Origin of the sequence: Novosphingobium rosa NBRC 15208 (genome assembly GCF_001598555.1) — a bacterium.
Lineage (GTDB): Bacteria > Pseudomonadota > Alphaproteobacteria > Sphingomonadales > Sphingomonadaceae > Novosphingobium > Novosphingobium rosa.
Map to the genome: position 1 here is coordinate 1 of NZ_BCZE01000109.1, position 18499 is coordinate 18499.

An 18499-nucleotide genomic window follows, 5' to 3' on the forward strand; every position below is an offset into this window, starting at 1 on the left:
GGATCGGCACCACCCCGCCGCAAGCCGAGGCGGGCGCCTCGGCATAAGTCACCAGCGGCACATCGAGCTGCGCCACCCGCACGCCCCCCAGCGGGTTGCCGAAAGCATCGCGGACATAATCCTTGCCATCGGGCCGCACCTGCATGCGGCTGGTGCGCGGCGGCGCCTTGCCGGTGGCCACCCACTGATCGATGTTGGCCATCGCGGCCTGCGCCACATCGCGCATCGGCACGTCAGTGTCCTCCACGGTGCAGACCGGGGCTTCCTTGGCGGCGGGGTGATGGCGGGCGATCAACTGCTCGGTGGCGGGCTTGAACTGGCTGTGCGTGCCCTGATCGAGATGGCTGACCCCGCCCAGCTCATAGATGCGATGCCCCCCCTTCACCGCGTCGCTTTCCGGCGCCTGAGGGAAGACATTGGTGATCGCCTCCATGGAGGAGGTCAGCTCGATCACCGGCACGTCGATCTGGCGCAGCATGTCATGGCGATGGTCGACATGCGGCCCGGTGGAGTTGAGCGGCACATGCCCCGCCTCCACCGACCCCGCCGAAATGCCGATCAGATAGCCGTCGATCACCGGCGAGCCATCCTTGCGGCGATAGCGGTCATGGAAGCCGAAGTTGATCCAGCTGCGGATCGTGCTGCCCAGAAAGGACCAGCCCGAGACATAGACGCGCCTCACCTTCAGCCCGGCCAGCGGACCGCTGCTGCCGGGATCACGCAACAGGCTGGCGGTCTGTCCGATGATGTCCCAGCGGATGCCGTCATCCTCGGGCACGGTGAAGTCCTTGTAGCGGACGGGATCGTACCAGCGCGGCAAATAGGGCGCGGAGACCGGGAATTGCGGCGATCCCAGCTTGCGGCTGGGCGCGTCGCCGCCATTGATCACCACGGCATAGGCCGAGCCGGTGCGCAGCACCAGCGTATCGATCCGGCCCCATTGCGTGCCCGCAAGGCTGGGGTGCTGGAAGGCCAGCTGCACGATGCCGTTGAAGTTTTTCGGATCGCGCGGGCGCACGATCACCACGCGGGTGGTGTAGGGTACGCCGCTTTTGGCCACGCTGATCGGGCCGCCCTGAGGGCCTTCGGCATAGATGTTGCCGGTGCCGGAGAGGAAATATTCCTCCTGCACGTAATCAGCCTTTTTCAGCGCCTCCGCATCCGCCGTGCCGGGCAGCACGATGGGACCAAAAATATGCGAGGTGGCGGTTTCGGGAATGCGCTGGCTCCAATGCGCGCCTTCGGCATGGGCGGGCAGCGCGCAGGCCAGCGAAAGGCCAGCCAGCAACAGGCATCGAACGTTTTTGGGGGAGAAGAGCGTCATCGTCATCGTCTCACAGAAAGCGGGCCGGGAAGCGCATTGCCCCCGGCCCGGAAAGGATCAATGCGCCACCACCGGCAGGCTGACGGTGGACGGGTGCGCCTTGTCGCTGATCAGCGTGATCTCCTTCGGCTGGGCCTCAGGATCGCGCGCACGCTCGCGATGGTCCGATCCGGTGAAGGTGAACTGCACCTTGTGGCCCGGCAAGAAGACATAGGAGGTGGGCATGATGTCGAACTGCAGGCGCGTCGGCTCGTTCGGGGTCAGCGGCTGGGCGTCCTCGGCATAGGCGCGGTGCCAGGGGATGCCGGGCAGCGCCCAGGGGGCCTTGTCCAGCTTGCGCAAGGATGCCTTCAACCGGCCTTCCGTGACCACACGCACCGTGCCATCGGGCGCCACATCCTCGACCAGCAGGAAGAGGTTGGCGTCCTTCGTGTCCGCCGCGATCCAGATGTCGGCCAGCGCATGGCCGGTGATTTCCAGAGGCTGGGTCAAGGCCTTGCCCGCGATGGAAAGCCCCTTGCCCGGCAGATGGCAGGGCTGCACCGTCGATCCCGAACCGCCTTCGGGGCAGGTCACGGTGTAATCGACCGGGAAAGCCTGATGCAGCGGCTTGGCCGGAGCCGTGCCCGCCAGCAGCCCGGCGGGGGAGATCACATAAGGCGTCTCCTTGCTCTGGGGCAGCGGCCAGTCCTTGGCCTCGCGCCACTCGCCCTTATGATCCGCGCCCGCGTTCACCACGAAATAATGGATCGGCGCCTGCGCATCCAGACCCGTATCGATGCCCTTGAGATAACGGTCGAAGAAGCGATGGATTTCCTCGACCAGCGCGAAGCCCTCATTCTGGCAATGCAGCCAGTCGCCGATCAGGATGCGGGTGCCCGGCAGGTTCATCCGCGCGATCAGCCCCTGATCGCGCAGCTCATCGCGCCAGCCGCCCATGATGTAGAGCGGCGTGCCCGAGCGCCGCACCTGCTGGGCATAAGAGGACACGCTGCCCTCCTGCCAGAAGGTGGACTGCACCGAAGGCGCCCAGCTGTCTCGGAACGGCATGGACTTCCACAGCTCGAAGAGCGGCGTGGCCCGCTGATGCTCCAGCGCGGCGGCGTGGAGCAGCACCTTGTCCTTGTCGTCATCGACAGGCGCGATGGCCATATCCTGAGCGACGCTGCGCGTGGGGCCGGTGCCCCATTGCGCGAAGATGCCGCCACGGCGCATGGCATCATACTTGTTCCATGAGAAGCAGCCCGCGAACACCGCCTTCAGATTGGGATTGCCCCCCGTCAGCGCATGCATCGCCGCATCGCCCGTGTTCGAGCAGCCATATTGCCCGACCATGCCGTTGGACCAGTCCTGCGTGGCCAGCCAGTCGATCATCTCATAGGCGTCGGCATCCTCGTTGCGCTCATGATAGCCGCGCATCGTGCCGAAGGACTGGCCATTGCCGCGCCGCGCCACCTGCACCACCACATAGCCGTAATCGGTGAGCGTGGGGATCGCGTGATAGCCGGCCACGCGCGGCCCGGTGCCATCGGCGGCCTCCTGCGTGGCGGACAGCGTGTGGTGCCAGATGACGGGGAACCTGCCCGCCACCACCTTGCCGCCCACCGCCGGGCGCGCCACCGTCACCGCCAGCCGCGTGCCGTCACGCAGGCGGACATAGAAGGTGGAGCGCAGCTGCTCGGTGTACTGCCTGGGCGGCTGATAATGGCCAAAGCTGGCAGGCGCCGCTGCGGGCTGAAGAGCTGCGGGAGCGACGGGCTGGGCCTTGCCCTCTCCCACGCCCGTCACGGCAATCAGAGCGGCAAGGCTGGCGGCAAGGGCGAAACGCGCGCGCATCAGAACGTCTTCCGCGCCGAAACGGCGATCAGGCGGCCCACCGGATCGGTGGCGGTCGCATCATAGCCGCCGCCGCCATTGGTGCTGGGGGCCACATTCACATAGGGCGGGTTCACATCGAAGAGGTTGCGCACCTCCAGCCCCAGCGTGAAGGGCTTGGCCTTGTCACCCACGCGGAAGCTGAGGTTGAGGTCGATCGGCGTATAGCTGGCCACCTTCTGCACGGGCGTGGCGGCGGTGTTGGCATAGCCGCCCAGATGGTTGGCCCGCACCATCGCGGAAAAGCGCCCCAGATCCCAGTTGACGCTGAGCCGCGCCTTGAACTGCAGCGGCTGATAGATCTGGTTCAGCAGATTGAGGAAGGGCGCGCTCGGCGTCTGCTGGGAAAGATATTTCGTCAGATAGGTGCCGGCCAGATTAAAGGTGAAATTGCCAATGTTGTCCGTGGGCAGCAGGTAATTGGCGGAAAAGTCGAAACCGCGCGTGATCGAGCGGCCCAGATTCTGGCTGCGCCCATCGACAAAGGTGGTGACATTGGCCGCGCTGCCCCCCGGCAGGGCGCCCGACACCGCCAGACCGCTGGCGATATAATTCGCCACGATCTGCGAGGCCTGCGCGCCCTGCGTGATCAGCCCCGTGCCATTGTACTGCGCCGCGCGCGTCAGCACCGAAAGATCCGACAGCAGCGCGATCACCTGGTTCTTGTAATCGACATTCCAATAGGTGAGCGACAGACGCAGATTGCGCACCGGATTGTAATCGGCGCCCACCGACCATGTGCTGGCCGTCTCAGGCTTCAGCCCGGGATTGCCGCCGGAAAGCGCCACGCCGGTGATCGGCGCGCCGCCATTGGGGTTCTGGTAGCTCTGCACATAGAGCTGGTTGGTGTTGCCATAGATCTGCGGCAGGGTGGGCGCGCGGAAGCTGGTGCCATAGCTGCCACGCACCGTCATCCCCTCGATGGGCGACCAGTTGACGCCGAATTTGGGATTGGTGGTGGCGCCCACATCGGAATATTTGTCGTAACGCACCGCGCCATCCAGCTCCAGCTTGCGCAGGCCGGGGATGGCATTGGCGCCGCTGAACACCGGGATCACCAGCTCGGCATAGGCGGAATCGACGCGGCGGCCCGGACTGGTCCAGCGATAGGCCGTGCCCGGCACGCCGTTCTGCACGCCCAGCGACATGTCGAACTGCTGGCCCTCGTAACCCAGCGCCAGCTTCACATCGCCGCCCGCCAGATGCAGCAACGTGCCGTTGAGCCGCGCCTCATAGCCGGTGAAGCGGCCGATGGTGGGGTTGATCGAGACCTGGTTGAAAATCCCCGCCAGCGTTGCCGCCGAGGTGCGCCCCAGCCCATAAGGATCGAAGGCGGTGGCGGCATTGCCGCTGGCCAGCGCAGCGGTGAGCGCGCTGTTGTTCAGCCCGGCCGTGGAGGAGGAAATGTCATAGGTGCGGCCCTTGTCGAACAGCGCCTCGAACTGCCAGCCATGCGGCAGCTTGACCTTGATGCCCGGCGAGATCTGCCAGCTTTCCGAATGGCCCCAGCTTTGGTTGCGCTGGCTGTCATTCATGAAGTTGTAGTCGATGGTGTAGCTGTTGCCGGTGAAGCCATTGGGGCGCACGAAGAAGGCGTTGGTGGAGGGCACGGTGATCGTGGCATTGGCGAAAGCGGGCAGGCGCTGGAAGGCGCGATAGGAATAGAAACCGTCTGCGGTCAGGCTCAGCCAGTCGTTGATGGCGTAATCGAAGGTGCCGTTCATGCTGTCATAGCGCTGACGAGGAATAAGATCCTGACCCTGCAGATCGTTGCATGTGTTCGCTGTGCCAGCCACCAGACTTCCGGCATTGGCCTGAGTCAGCTGCGCGGGCATGGCATAGGACACGCCGCCCGCCTTCAGCGTGCCGGGGGCGCATTTGGTCACCGAATAGTTGTTGCCGCCCGAGCTGGTCTGGTTGGAACGAAAGAAACTGCGGTCATTGCCGTTGAGATTGCTCTTTTCGACATGTTCATAGGCCAGCGTGAACTGGCCGCCGTTGAACTTGTGACCAAACGCCGCACCCAAGGTCTTTTCGGTGTAGACGCCATCGTCGGAAATACCGCCGCGCGCCACCATCTCCAGACCGTTGAAATTCCGGCGTGGAATGAGATTGACCACGCCCGCCACAGCATCCGAACCATAGATCGCCGAGGCGCCATCGGCCACGACTTCCACCCGCTCGACGCCCAATGTGGGCAAGATCGAGGGGTCGATCGAGCGGCCATTGTTGGTCACGCGATGCCCGTCGACAATAATCAGCGTGGCATTGGGGCCGATGCCGCGCAAATTGATCGAATTGCCATAGACGATGTTGCCCGCGCCGCCCGTCTGCCCGCGCGATCCTTCCGAAACGCCCAGATTGAAGACCTGCGGCAGATCCTGAATGGCCTGCTGCAGCGTGACGCGGCCAGCCTGCGCAATATCCTTGTTGCTCATCGCCACCACCGGCGAGCCGATGGGGGCCACGCCACGCACGCGGCTGCCGGTGACGATGATGTCGGCATCGGCGTGGGTTTCGGGGGCTGCCGCAGGCGGCGCGACCGGAGTTGCCGCCTGATCCTGAGCATAGGCGGCCACAGGCGCGATCAGCGTCAGCGCCAAGGCGGAACTCAACAGGGTTGCGACCCGAAACGCGGCTGTTGTCATGATTATCCTCCCGCTTGCAATGCATGCACGCGCAGATGGACAGCACGAGGGCGAGCGGGGGCCAACACCGGCCCCCTGTGATCTGTCCTCTCCCGACGGCGTCATTCAGCCTGTCGGCACTGCACTCTGCTTCTGCCGGGGAAGATGGTGATAATGGTAGAATGAGTCAACCTTATTTTTTATCACCTATTTTACAGCATCCCCACCATCCTCCGCCACGCAGACGGCATACATGCGGTCGAGCAGCTCGCTGAGCAGCAGCAATTCCGCCGGAGAAAGTTGATGCAAAACGGCATTTTCCGTCTCGCTGACCAGCGCGAACATCTCTTCCAGCTGCGCCTCACCCTCTGCCGTGATGAAGAGCGCATGGCGCCGCCGATCGGTGGGGGAACGTTTGCGCTCGGCCCAGCCGCGCCGCTCCATTTCATCGACCAGCGTGACCGTGACCGACTTGTCCATGGCGATTTCCCGCGACAATTCGGCTTGAGACAGGCCCGGATTCGCCGAGATCAAAGCCAGCGAGGAAAACAGGCCCGAGCGCAATCCACGCTCCGCCGTCACCGCCGCGAAATCCCGCGACAGCTGATTCTGCACGCGCCGCAGACGGAAGCCGACAAAATCGCCCAACCGCCCCAGCTTCACGCCTGTGCCGCTGTCCACAACGCGGGTCTGCGCCGCCCGCCCGCTGCCTGCCACCTTACTGGCCATCGATGCGCCCCGGCTGCAAATTGGTTGACATCATCAATTATCTTCCTAATCTACCATCTATGGAATACGGGTATTAGACGCCCTGGCGGTCAGCCTGTCAACGTCGCCCGCCAGCACCATGCGCCGCAGAGCGCCAGAAGGGAAAGAGGACATCATGCTGCCAAGCGAGGCCGGCGACAGCGCGCCCGAACGCCCTGCTCCATCACGCTGGAGCCGCACGGCGATGCTGGCCGCCTATACGCCCGGCGCGCTGGGGCTGATACTGGCGGCGGGCTCCGATGCGATTGCAGTGGCCGGGCGCCATATCGGCCTGCATCTGCTGGGCTCGATCGAGATCACCGAGGCGGCGATTGTCTTGCTCTCCACCTCGGCCATGCTGGTGGCCACGCTCGATTTCCATCACGCCAGCGTGCATATGCTGACGGCGCGCCTGTCGCCTGATAACGCCGGGCGGCTGGCGCGCATCGCCGCCCTGTTCGGCGCGCTGCTGTTTATCCTGCTGGCCTTGGGCACAGCGCACCTCAACGCCGAACTGTGGAGCGGCTTCGAGCAGACCGAATTGCTGCATATCCCCCTGCGCTGGCTGCGCGCCTTGTGGCTGCTGACCACCATCGCCATCGCCGCCCTGTTCCTGCGCCGCGCCATCAAGGGAGCGGACGCATGATCCCCCCCGAACTGATCGGCGCCGGCGGCGTTGCGCTTCTCCTTCTCCTGCTGGCCGCAGGCGTGCCCATTGGCGTCGGCCTGGCGCTGATCGGCCTGGGTGGCATGGCCGTGCTGATCTCGCCCGAAGCGGCGCTGACCAAGGGCGCCGTCACCTCCTTCGACATCATGAGCAAATATGAGCTCGGCGTGCTGCCGCTGTTCCTGCTGATGGCGCATATCTGCTTCGCCGCCGGGGCCAGCCGCGATTTCTTCGCGGTCGCCGCCAAATTCGTCGGCCATCGGCGCGGCGGGCTGGCGCTGGCCTCCATCGCGGGCTGCGCGGGCTTCGGCGCGATCAGCGGCTCCTCGCTGGCGACCGTCGCCACCATCAGCTCGGTGGCTCTGCCCGAAATGCGCAAGGCCGGATACCAGCCGGGCTTTGCGGCGGGCGCGCTGGCCGCTGGCGGCACGCTGGGCTCGCTGGTGCCCCCTTCGGGCGCGCTGATCGTCTTCGGCATCATCGCCGAGCAATCCATCGGCAAGCTCTTCGCCGCCTCGCTGATCCCGGTGGCCACGCAGGCTATCAGCTATCTGGCCACCATCATCATCCTGTGCGCCCTGAAGCCCGACCTGGCCCCCGCCATCGCCCGCGCGCCCTGGAGCGAACGCCTGCGCGCCCTCACCAAGATCGCCGACATCGCGCTGCTGATCACCTTCGTGCTGGGCGGGCTGATGATCGGCTGGTTCACCCCCACCGAGGCCGCCTCGGTCGGCGTGGTGGCCGCGCTGGTGATCCTGACCCTGCGCGGGGCCTTTTCCCTCGGCGCGCTGGGCAGCGCGGCAAAATCCACCCTGCGCACGGCGGGCATGATCTATCTGGTCATCATCGGCGCCATGCTGTTCGCCACCTTCGTCTCGATCAGCGGCATCACCGAGGCGATGTCCAACGCCGTGATCGGCCTGCATGCCAGCCCGGTGCTGGCCATCGTCGCCATGGCCGCCGTGCTGTTGCTGCTGGGCAGCTTCCTCGACGGCGTGGCGCTGATGCTGCTGACCACGCCCATCTTCCTGCCCATCGCCCATACGCTGGGCTACAGCCCGATCTGGTTCGGCATCTTTCTGGTGCGCACCATGGAGCTGGGCTTTGTCCACCCGCCGCTGGGGCTCAACATCTATGTGCTGCAGGGCGTGGCCAAGGATCTGTCGCTGGGCACGATCTTTCGCGGGGTGATCCCCTTCCTCGTTGCCGATTTCCTGCATCTGGCCTGCCTGATCGCCATCCCCGCGATGGCGCTGTGGCTGCCCTCGGTCGTGGGAGCCTGAGCCATGCGCAAGATCATCACGCTGGCCATCTGCGCTTTGCTCGCCGCCTGCTCGCCCAAACCCGAGCATCACGCCGACTACACGCTGACCTACGCCAGCCCCTATCCGCCCACCCATCCCTTCAGCAAGGCCGACATCGCCTGGATGAAGCATGTGGAGCAGGCCAGCGGCGGGCGGATCGCCTTCAAGCCCTTCTGGTCGGGCGCGCTGATCTCCTCCAACATGAGCATCAGCGAAATCCGCCATGGTCTGGCCGATATCGGCTTGATCACCCCGATCTACACGCGCGGCGGCGCCCATCTGCAACGCACGCAGGCCGGGTTTTACGGCGGCGTCAACACCATGGAGCAGCAGGTCGCTGTCTATGACTGCCTCGCCGCGCGCTTCCCGCAATACAATCAGGAACTTTCTGGCCTCCATGTGCTGGCGGTGCAGGCGGGCAATTTCCCGGGCCTCATCACCCGCGACAAAGCCGTCCACACGCTGGCTGACCTGAAAGGCCTGCGCCTGCGCGCCCAGACCGACAGCATCGACACCTTGCGCGCGCTGGGCGCCGATCCGGTGAACATGCCGATGGCGGATGTCTATTCCGCTCTGGCCAAAGGCGTGATCGACGGCGTGGTCGCCCCCGCCGACACGATCAAGAGCCTGCATTTCGCCGAAGTGGCCCACCATTACACCACCTTGCGCCTCAGCCGGGGCGGCTATCCGGCCCGCGCCATGTCCGATCTGGCATGGCGCCGCCTGCCCGCCGATCTGCAAAAGCTGCTGGCGGATTCCAAACCCTGGTGGGAAGCCCAACTCAACACCCAGAACGTCAAGGCCGAACAGGCCGGTTTCGACTTCGCGCATGCCCATCACGTCGAAGTGATCCCCCTGCCCGCTGCCGATCAGGCCCGTTTCGACGACCTCTACAACCGTTTCGCCCTGGTGCAGGCGCGCGACCTCTCCCGCTTCGGCATCGATGGAGAGCCCGTCTTCCGCGCCGCCCAATCCCTGATCGCGCATGGCACCGCCACCTGCGCCGCCCCTTCCAAGGAACCCGCCCGATGACTCAGCCACCCACCCCTTTGGCCCGCCCCCTCGAAGGCCTCACCGTCATCGACCTGACCCGCGCGCTGGCCGGGCCCTATGCCACGCTGCTGCTGGCGGGCCTTGGCGCCAAGGTCATCAAGGTGGAAGAACCCCATGGCGGCGACCTCGCCCGCGAAAACAGCCCCTATCTGGGCCGCGACGGCATCCTCGTCGAGCGTGCGCATGAAGACGATATCTCGCTCTCGCACCTCACCCGCGCGCGGGGCAAATATGGCGTCTCGCTCAACCTCAAGCATCCGGAAGGCAAGAAGGTCTTCATGGATCTGGTGGCCAAGGCGGACATCGTGGTCGAGAACTTCACCGCCGGCACCGCCGACCGGCTCGGCGTGGGGTATGAGGCCTGCAAGGCGGTCAACCCCGGCGTGGTCTTCGCCTCGCTCTCGGGCTTTGGCGCCAACAACCATTCGGGCAAGGCGATGGATGTGATCATTCAGGCGCTGTCGGGCGCGATGTTCACCAGCGGCGAACCCGGCCATCCCCCCGTGCGCATCGGCATCCCCATCGCCGATATGCTGGCCCCGGTCTTCACCGTGATCGGCATCCTCGCCGCCATCGAACAGCGCCACCGTACCGGCGAGGGCCAGCATGTGGACGTTTCGATGCTGGGCGCGCTCACCTCCTTCGTGGCAATCGAGAACTGGTCGGCCATGGCGGCGGCGGGCATGGAGGCGCGCACCGGCCTCACCGTCCAGCGCCTGTCGCCCTTCGGCGTGTTCGAATGCGCCGATGGCTATGTCGCGGTGGTGGCGGTGCATGAGCCTTTGGCGCGCGGCTTGTTCTCCGCCATGGGCGAGCCGGACCTCGCGCAAGACCCCCGCTTCTGCAACCGCGACGCCCGCGTCGCCAACGCCGAAGTGCTGGAAGCCCGCATCAACGCCTGGAGCCGCACTTTGCCGGTGGCCGATGTTGTGGCCGCTCTGGAAGCACGCGGCGTCCCCGTCGCCCCGGTGCGTCATCCTGAAGACGCGCTGGTCGACCCCCGCGTTGTCGAGCGCCACGAGACCATGGCGGTGGAACACCCCACCTATGGCTCCACGGTCGATCTGCGCACCTCGGGCGTGCCGATCCAGTTTTCGGCGGCCACCACCGGCTTTGACGATGCGCTGCCCGTCAGCATCGGCCAGCACAATGACGCGATCTACCGCGAGCTGCTGGGCTATTCCGACACCGACATGGCCCGCCTGAAAAGCGACGGCGTGCTATGATCGCGCCATTCCTCGCCCAGCCGGCGTCCGGTACGCGCATCATCCGCACGCTGGGCTTCGATGCTCCGCGCGCCCTGCTGCTGGCCTGCGGCTTCCAGCCGGTGCGTCTGGTCGCGCCGATCATGGCGCAAACGCCCCGCGCCGACGCCATCATGGGCGCCACCGCCATGAGCGCGCGTGGACGGGCCCTGCTGGAGACGCTGCTGGACGAGAAACTGGCAGAAACGCCAATCCTCATTACCGCCGCCGACAGCGAGCAGGCCCAACTCTACGCCGCCCTGCGCGAACTGGCGCGGCAAGGGGAGCCCACGCCAAAGCACATCCACTTCCTCGACCTGCTGCATATGGATCGCCCATCGTCGCAGGCCTACAGCGCCAGACGACTGGCCCAATTGCAGGACTGGCTGATCGCTCTGGACGGCCATGCCCCCGAGCAGCTGGCCGAGATCGAAAGCCTGCTAGCCCACCAGACCGCGCTGCTCGACGCTCTCGCCCCCCACCGCGCCGCCGGGCGCCTCTCGGGCGGCGATGCGCTGACCATCATCGCCAGCGCCGCCATCCTGCCGCCTGCTCAGCATATGGCCGCACTGGAAACCCTGCCGGCCACCCTGCCCGATGCTCCTGTCCTGCCGGGCAAGCGCGTGCTGGTCTGCGGCACGGCGCATGAAAACGACGCGATCTATCGCACCATCGAGGCCCAAGGCCATCTGATCGTCGGCGAGGATCACCCTTGGGGCGCCCGCTTCGCGCACGGCCCCGTCCCGCCGCTGGTGGAAGACAGCGCCGCCCCCGCCGCCCGCCTCGCCGCTCTGGCGCAAGCCACACGGCCAGAGGCCATCCTCCATATCGCCATCGGCGGTGACGAAGCCGCGCCATGGGACATCGCCGCCCTGCGGAACGCCGTGCCGAATATCCCCGTCCTCACCCTTCGCTGCCCCGCCCATGGCGGAGAAAAACTGGCCGCCGCCCTGCACGGCGAACCCGTTCAGGCCAAACCGCAAACCGCCCCCAAAGCCCCACGCACCGCGCCGCCTCCCCCGCCGCGCAGCCGCAAGTCGCTGACATCGGTCGCCAGCTTCAACGCCTATCAGCGTGACTGGTTCGCCGGCATCCGCGCGGCTGTGGCCGATGGCAGCCCCTTCGCCATGGTCAATGCCAATGCCCCTCAAGAGATCCTGCGCGCGCTGGATATTCCCTTTGTGGTCAATCAGTGGTGGGCCTCGATCGTGGCGGCCAAGCAGCAGTCGCGCCGCTATCAGGGCCTGCTGCGCGACCATCACTACCCCTCCGATGTGGAGGCCTATTCCGCCCAGGGCCTGGCCGCCCATTTCGATGACGATGCGGACAACGCCCCTTGGGGCGGATTGCCTCACCCGGATTTTCTGCATGCCGTCGCCTCTTCCGAGCCGACCGCGAAAATCTTCGGCAACTGGGCGCGCGAGACCGGCGCACAATCCTTCGTCTACGAAAAGACCAGCGACCCGCGCCCCGACCTCTACAGCGACTGGTGGAAACGCCTGCCCGAGCAATGGGACACCGCTCTGGAAGCTGAGCGCCTCGATCTGATGACCGAGGAACTGCGCACCGTGATCGCGCAGCTGGAACAGGCGACCGGACGCAGCTTCTCGCCCGATAAATTCCGCGCCGTCATGGATCTGGTCAACGAGCAGGAGGGCTATTACCGCGCCACCCGCGATCTGGTCGCCCGCACGGTGCCCGCGCCGATTGGCGTGGTCGATTCCATGCCCGCCACCATGGTGCCGCAATGGCATCGCGGCACGGTCTGGGCGCGCGACGCCGCCCGCGCCTTCTATGAAGAGGTGAAGGCCCGCGTCGATGCCGGTCTGGCTGCCTGCCCCGGTGAAAAAATCCGCCTACTCTGGCTGGGGCGCGGGTTGTGGAGCGATATGGGCTTCTACCAGAAATGGGAGGAGAGCCATGGCGCGGTCTTCGTCTGGTCGATGTATCTGGCGCTGGCGGCCGATGGCTATATCCGCGATCTGTCGGGCGGGCGTGATCCCTTGCGCGCGCTGGCCTCGCGCTGCATCACCATGGGCGACGAGCTGCGCATGCCGACATGGGCCGGCCCATGGTATGTGCATGAGGCCGATACGCATGCGGTGGATGGCGTGGTGGCTCTGGCGGATGCCGATCCCTTTGTGGTCCGCGCGTTGCAGGCGGCGGGCTATCCGGTGCTGCAACTCACCACCGACAACTTCAACCGCGAGGGCGAGGACGCCGCCGCCACCGATGCCTCGATCACCACCTTTATCGAAGGCCCTGCCTCGGCGCGGGCAGCGCAACGTCTGGCACAGGCATGACCGCGCTGACCGGCCTGTCCATCGTCGATTTCAGCCGGTTTCTGCCGGGTGCCTATGCCAGCTGGGTGGGTGGCGACATGGGCGCGGAGGTCATCCGCATCGAACACCCGCGCGAACTGGCCAAACAGGCCGCCATGTTCGGCGAGGATGGCGATGAAGCCGCCGCCCTGCGCCGCCGCGCCCGCCCCAGCTACACCCGCAACAAGCGCAGCCTGAAGATCGATCCGGGCGCGGCGCAATCCCGCCCGATCCTCGAAAAAATGATCGCCAAAGCCGATGTGCTGATCGAGGATTACCGCCCCGGCGTGCTGGCCGCCATGGGCTATGGCGTGGAGGCGATGCTGGCGCTCAATCCGCGTCTGATCTACCTTTCGGTCAGCTTTGCCGGGCAGACAGGGCCTTGCGCGGACCGCGCCGGGCATGATCCCGCGGCGCTGGCGCTGGCCGGGGCGCTGTCTCGCCTGAACGGCCTGCCGGAGCCCTCGCTGCCCGGCCTGCAGGTGGCCGATGTGCTGACGGGCGCCCATGCCACCATCGCCCTGCTGCTGGCCCTGCAAGCCCGTGAGCGCAGCGGGAAAGGCCAGCATGTCGATGTCGCCATGAGCGACGCCTGCCTGCCTTTGCTGGCTGTCTCCATGGGCCGTTACGACGATCTGGATGCCATGCCCCGGCCCGACGCATGGCATCCCAAGGGCGGGGTGTGGCTCTGCGCGGATGGGCAGTATCTGTGCACCACCGATATGGAGCCTCGCTATTGGCAGCGCTTCTGCGCCGCCATCGGGCGCGAGGATCTGGGGCCTCTGCAACACCGCGCCGATCTGCACCCGCAGATGCAGGCCGAGATCGCCGCCATCATCGCCTCCCGCCCGCGCGACGCATGGGTGGCGCTGCTGGCGCAGGCCGATACGCAAGCCATGCCCGTGCTGACCCCGGCGCAGGCCGCCGTTCATCCCCATCACCGCGCGCGGGGACGGATCATGGCGGTGCCGCTGCCCGATCAGGCGCCGGTCACGCAACTGGCGCTGCCCTTTATCCTCACCGACACGCCCAGCGCCCCGCCGCGCCCCGCCGCCCTTCCCGGCGCGGACACGGCGGACATCCTGCGCGAACTGGGCTTCGATCCCGCCACATTGGGAGACACCGCATGATGCCGCTCGAAGGGATCAGGGTGCTGGATTTCACCCATGCCATCGCCGGGCCCACCGCCACGCAGATGCTGGCGCAACTGGGCGCTGTGGTGACGAAGGTCGAGCCGCCCGGCACAGGCGACACCTTCCGCCATTATACCGAGCATGCCGGGCTGCCCGGCCTGTCGATCCCCTTTGCCGCGGTCAATGCCGGGAAGCGCTCGCTGACGCTGGATCTGAAAGCGCCCGAGGGACTGGCCATCGCCCGCGATCTGGCGGGGAAAGCCGATATCCTCGTCGAGAACTTCCGCCCCGGCGTGATGGCCAGGCTGGGGCTTGGGTGCGAGTCCCTCCGCGCCTGCAACCCGGGCCTGATCTATCTCTCGCTGTCCGGCTTCGGACAGGAGGGGCCGCTGCGCGATCGCGGCGCCTATGACCATATCGCCCAAGCCACATCGGGCATGGCGATGATGAACGCCACCCCCGAGGGCCCGCTGAAGATCGGCATTCCGGTGGTGGACAGCTTCACCGGCTATCTTGGCGTGATCGGCGTGCTGGCCGCGCTACGCCGCCGCGACCTTACCGGGCAGGGCGAGCGGCTGGATGTCGCGATGATCGATGCGGCGCTGAAGATCATGGGCTCGGCGGCCTCGGTCTGGTCCTATACAGGGGAGGCCCCCAAGGGCACCGGCAATCGCGGTTTCCGTCTGGTGGCGACAGCGGAATATTACGCCTGCCGCACCGGCTGGATCGCGCTGGGCGCCAATCACCAGCACCAGATCGCCGCCCTGTTCACCGCTCTGGGCCATCCAACGCTGATCGAGGACGAGCGTTTCGCCACCCATGCCGCCCGCGTGACGCATTATGCCGATCTCAAGGGCTGGCTGACGGCGCAGATGCTGCTCCACGATGCACAGGCGCTGGATGCCACGCTGGCCGCCGCTGGCGTGCCCGCCGCCGCCATCGGCAAGATCGGCGATATCCTCTCTCACCCCCATACCGCCCAGCGCGGACTGCTGCACAGCGCCACTTTGCCAGGATCGGGGCCGGGGCAGGACCAGCCTCTCACAATCCTCGGCCCCGGCTTCGGCCCGGGCTTCCCGCGCCCGGAAAAAACCGCTGCCGTACCCGTTCTTGGCGCCGACACCGACGCCATTCTGGCCGAACTGGGCATGGACGAAACCGCCATCGCCGCCCTGCGCAACGCCAAGGTGATCTGAATGACCGCAACCAAAATCCTGCTGCTTGGCGATCTGATCCTCGATGTGCCGGATGCCGATCACTGGCTGTCCGGCCTTTCCCCAACGCTGCGCGCCGCCGATCTGGTCATTGGCCATCTGGAGGTGCCCTACACCACCAGCACCGAGGAGGTGCCCGGAGACGTGCCCGCTCCCGGCGCCGATCCCGCGCATCTCGATGCTCTGGCCCGCGCGGGGGTGAGCGCGGTCAGCATGGCGGGCAACCATATGATGGACTGCGGCGATCAGGGGCTGGCCGATACGATGGCAGGGCTGGATCGCAACCACATCGCCCACGCCGGGGCGGGCGTGGATCTGAACGCTGCCCGCGCCCCGCGCCTGATTCCAGTGGGCCAGCGGACCATCGCCCTGCTCAGCTACAATTGCGTCGGCCCGGAGCTGAGCTGGGCGGGCGAAGGCAAGCCCGGCTGCGCCTATATCCGCATCCTGCCCGAGGATGGCGGACCTTCGCGTCCGCAAGCCGATCTGGTGACCATCGATCCGGAGTCTCAGGCGCTGATGGAGGCCGATATCGCGGCGGCCAAAGGCAAGGCCGATCTGGTGGTGGTGGCGCTACACAAGGGCATCACCCATCGCCCAGCCGCTCTGGCTCCCTATGAGCGCCCCCTCAGCGCCGCCGCCATCGCCGCCGGGGCCGATGTGGTGGTGGGCCACCACGCCCATATCGCGCGCGGGATCGAGATCGTGGCGGGCAGACCGGTGTTCCACGGGCTGGGCAATGGCTGCGTGGTGACCCATGCGCTCTCCCCCGCTCAGGACCACCCGGCCCGCGCCGAATGGGTCGAGCGCCGCAAGCGCATGTTCGGTTTCGAGCCCGATCCGGCCTACCCCCTTGCCCCGTTCCACCCCGAGGCGGTGAACGGCATGATCGGCCAGATCCTGTGGCACGAGGACGGCAGCATCGAGACCGGCCTGCTGCCCATCTGGTTCGAGCCCCCCGGTCGCCCCATTCTGGCGGGCAACAAGGCAGGCGATGTGGTTGGCTATATCCGCAGCATCGGTGAAGCGGCGGGCCTGCCCCCGCTGGACTGGCGCAGCGAGGATGGCGTCAGCTTCAGCCCTGGCTGAGCGCGGGGGCCGGGAGGCGGGGAGTCTTCTTGCCCTTGGTCCGACCGGTCAGATGGAACTGGCCGCAGCGGTCGCAACGATAGGGGCGCAAGGGATAGTCGGCGCTGAACACCACCTCAAGCGCCTCCGCCTCGCTGCGATAGCGCTTTTTTCTCAGGCAGATGCTCAGCCGGGTTCGCATCGGGGCAGAATAGTCGCCCGGCTGGCGGGATCAAGGGCAGGCTTGCCCCCTGCGATCCCGCCCGCCGGAATGCCTGTTTAAACCAGCAGCGAGAGGAAGCCCTGCTGCTGGCTGGCATAGGCCTGATTCAGCAATTGGGTGATCTTCGCCCGCGTGGCCGCCGGGTCGGTCGTCGTGGAGGTGGAGGTCGACGTATCGCTGCCCGTGCTGCCCGTGGTCGAACCTGTTGTGCTGCTGCCGTCGGTGGTTGTCCCGCTGGTGGTTGTCCCGCTGGTGGAGCTGCTGTCCGTGCCGCTCGCCGTCGTCGAGGTGCCCGCCGCCAGCGATTGGGCCAGCGAACTGATCTCGGTCAGCAGGCCTTGGGTGGTGTCATAGCTGGTGCCCAGCAGCGCGCTCAACGCATTGGTTGAACTCGTGGTGGTGTTGGTGCCCAGCAGGGTCGACAGGTTGGATGCATTGGCGTCCGTACCGTTGATCATGGCGATCAGCGAAGCGGCGTCGCTGCCGTTGGCGGTCGAGCCGCTGCTGGTGCCGGTCGTGCCGGAGCTGAGCTGGCTGAGATAGGTCGACAAAGCGCCGACGGCACTGGTGGTGCTGGAAATACTCGTCATGCTCCAAGCCTCCTTGCCAAGCCTTTTCAGGATAGGGCGCCACTGTTTTAACGGCAAAATCCCTGTGCTTGGTGGCGGCGTACCCCAGGGCAATCCCCTAGTTCCCTGCCCCTGACCGCAGCACAGGCACACTCCACCGGCCTATTCCGCGGCAATTTGCAAAGCTTGAGCCCGGTTGAACAGATCGACGATCAGCGGATCGCTCTCCCCCGCGCGCATCGCCACCTGAAACAGAATATCCCGCTCCGGCGCGGGCCAGACCTCGACCAGCACGCCTTGCGCCATCGCCTCGGCCACCATCGGTTGAGGCAACAGGGCGATCCCCTGCCCCGCCGCCACCGTATCGATCAAGGTCCGCACATTGTTGCAGCGATGGACGATGGCCGGCTCCAGACCTTTCTCCGCCAAGGTTTCCAGCATGATGCGATGCAAGGGCGAATGGCGCGGCAAGGACCACACCGGCACCCTGTCGCTCATGCAGGCCGCCGTGGAGGGGCTACCCAGCCAGACCAGCTTCACCGCGCCGATCGAGGCCACCTTCAGCCCCGGCGCCGCCACCGGACCGGCCAGAAACACCAGATCGCTGACCGCGCTGAGCAGATGCTCGATCAGATGGGCGGTCAGCTCGATCGAGACATCCATGGTGACGCCGGGGAAATCCTGCTCAAGGCTGGCCAGAAAGCCCGGCAGGCAGGTGGCGGCGGCGATCTCCCCCGTGCCGATCCGCACCGAACCGGCGCGGTGGGTGCTGTCCAGCGCGCGTTCGAGCTGCACCCAGATCGGTTCGCAATCCTGCACCAGCTGGCGCGCGCGCGCGGTGAGCAGCATGCGCCGCCCCTCGCGCTGGAAGAGCGGATAGCCCAGCTGGCCCTCCAGCTCGCGCATGCGCGCCGAAATCGTGGGCTGGGTGGTGTTGAGCCGCGCGGCGGCGGCATGAAACGTGCCCAATCGCGCGATCCACAGCAGCGTTTCCAGATGATAGAGCGCGATCCGGTGCATCATGCCTCTGATAGGCATGGCCTATCGATAAAGGTAAAAATCTATTATTAGAGCAAATGTTTTGATCCTGCTATCCCTCCCGCAACAAGAGCTAGGAGAAGGATGTCCGG

Annotated in this window: 15 protein-coding genes; 8 read left to right on the top strand and 7 right to left on the bottom strand. The window is 66.3% G+C overall.

What is annotated here, in order from left to right:
• The 4 genes from SR3_RS27785 to SR3_RS27800 all read right to left on the bottom strand — a co-directional run.
• The coding region (locus SR3_RS27785; protein ID WP_157099167.1) for an alpha/beta hydrolase domain-containing protein at positions 1–1324 on the bottom strand (1324 nt) is incomplete at its 3' end.
• 57 nt (positions 1325–1381) lie between these two features.
• Positions 1382–3160, bottom strand: a complete 1779-nt coding sequence (locus SR3_RS27790) for a CocE/NonD family hydrolase (RefSeq protein ID WP_084455995.1) — start codon at positions 3158–3160, stop codon at positions 1382–1384.
• Entirely contained in the window at positions 3160–5847 is a 2688-nt protein-coding gene (locus tag SR3_RS27795; protein ID WP_169805729.1) for a TonB-dependent receptor plug domain-containing protein, read from the bottom strand. Before SR3_RS27795 ends, SR3_RS27790 begins: the two co-directional genes overlap by 1 nt.
• A 186-nt stretch (positions 5848–6033) precedes the next feature.
• A complete protein-coding gene (locus SR3_RS27800) occupies positions 6034–6555 on the bottom strand; it encodes a MarR family winged helix-turn-helix transcriptional regulator (RefSeq protein ID WP_084455997.1) in 522 nt (173 codons plus the stop codon).
• A 154-nt stretch (positions 6556–6709) separates the two neighbouring features.
• Here SR3_RS27800 and SR3_RS27805 point away from each other — a divergent pair, with 154 nt between their 5' ends.
• From SR3_RS27805 to SR3_RS27840, 8 genes are read left to right on the top strand one after another with little or no spacing between them, the layout of a single operon-like run.
• The gene (locus SR3_RS27805; RefSeq protein WP_068093808.1) at positions 6710–7219 is read left to right on the top strand and encodes a TRAP transporter small permease subunit; all 510 of its coding nucleotides are present in this window, start codon (positions 6710–6712) and stop codon (positions 7217–7219) included.
• Positions 7216–8523: a TRAP transporter large permease gene (locus SR3_RS27810; RefSeq protein ID WP_245654137.1), complete on the top strand. Its 1308-nt coding sequence runs from the start codon at positions 7216–7218 to the stop codon at positions 8521–8523. The genes SR3_RS27805 and SR3_RS27810 overlap by 4 nt, the downstream gene beginning before the upstream one ends.
• A 3-nt stretch (positions 8524–8526) precedes the next feature.
• Positions 8527–9576, top strand: coding sequence for a TRAP transporter substrate-binding protein DctP (dctP, locus tag SR3_RS27815; RefSeq protein ID WP_068093811.1), 1050 nt, complete (start codon positions 8527–8529; stop codon positions 9574–9576).
• Entirely contained in the window at positions 9573–10823 is a 1251-nt protein-coding gene (locus SR3_RS27820) for a CaiB/BaiF CoA transferase family protein (protein ID WP_068093813.1), read from the top strand. The genes dctP and SR3_RS27820 overlap by 4 nt, the downstream gene beginning before the upstream one ends.
• A complete protein-coding gene (locus SR3_RS30975) occupies positions 10820–13144 on the top strand; it encodes a 2-hydroxyacyl-CoA dehydratase family protein (RefSeq protein ID WP_218018899.1) in 2325 nt (774 codons plus the stop codon). Before SR3_RS27820 ends, SR3_RS30975 begins: the two co-directional genes overlap by 4 nt.
• Positions 13141–14292: a CaiB/BaiF CoA transferase family protein gene (locus SR3_RS27830; protein ID WP_068093816.1), complete on the top strand. Its 1152-nt coding sequence runs from the start codon at positions 13141–13143 to the stop codon at positions 14290–14292. Before SR3_RS30975 ends, SR3_RS27830 begins: the two co-directional genes overlap by 4 nt.
• Positions 14289–15491 (top strand): CaiB/BaiF CoA transferase family protein, encoded by a 1203-nt coding sequence (locus SR3_RS27835; protein WP_084455999.1) that lies wholly within the window; start codon positions 14289–14291, stop codon positions 15489–15491. The genes SR3_RS27830 and SR3_RS27835 overlap by 4 nt, the downstream gene beginning before the upstream one ends.
• Positions 15492–16598, top strand: a complete 1107-nt coding sequence (locus SR3_RS27840) for a CapA family protein (RefSeq protein ID WP_068093821.1) — start codon at positions 15492–15494, stop codon at positions 16596–16598.
• Here the strand turns inward: SR3_RS27840 and SR3_RS27845 are convergent.
• From SR3_RS27845 to SR3_RS27855, 3 genes are all read right to left on the bottom strand, one after another.
• Positions 16585–16779 carry a hypothetical protein gene (locus tag SR3_RS27845; RefSeq protein ID WP_068093824.1) on the bottom strand — a complete coding sequence of 65 codons (195 nt, stop codon included), beginning with the start codon at positions 16777–16779 and terminating at the stop codon, positions 16585–16587. The genes SR3_RS27840 and SR3_RS27845 overlap by 14 nt on opposite strands.
• A 77-nt stretch (positions 16780–16856) precedes the next feature.
• Positions 16857–17390: a hypothetical protein gene (locus tag SR3_RS27850; RefSeq protein WP_068093828.1), complete on the bottom strand. Its 534-nt coding sequence runs from the start codon at positions 17388–17390 to the stop codon at positions 16857–16859.
• Positions 17391–17531: 141 nt separating this feature from the next.
• Positions 17532–18407, bottom strand: coding sequence for a LysR family transcriptional regulator (locus SR3_RS27855; RefSeq protein ID WP_245654138.1), 876 nt, complete (start codon positions 18405–18407; stop codon positions 17532–17534).
• Positions 18408–18499 lie beyond the last annotated feature (92 nt).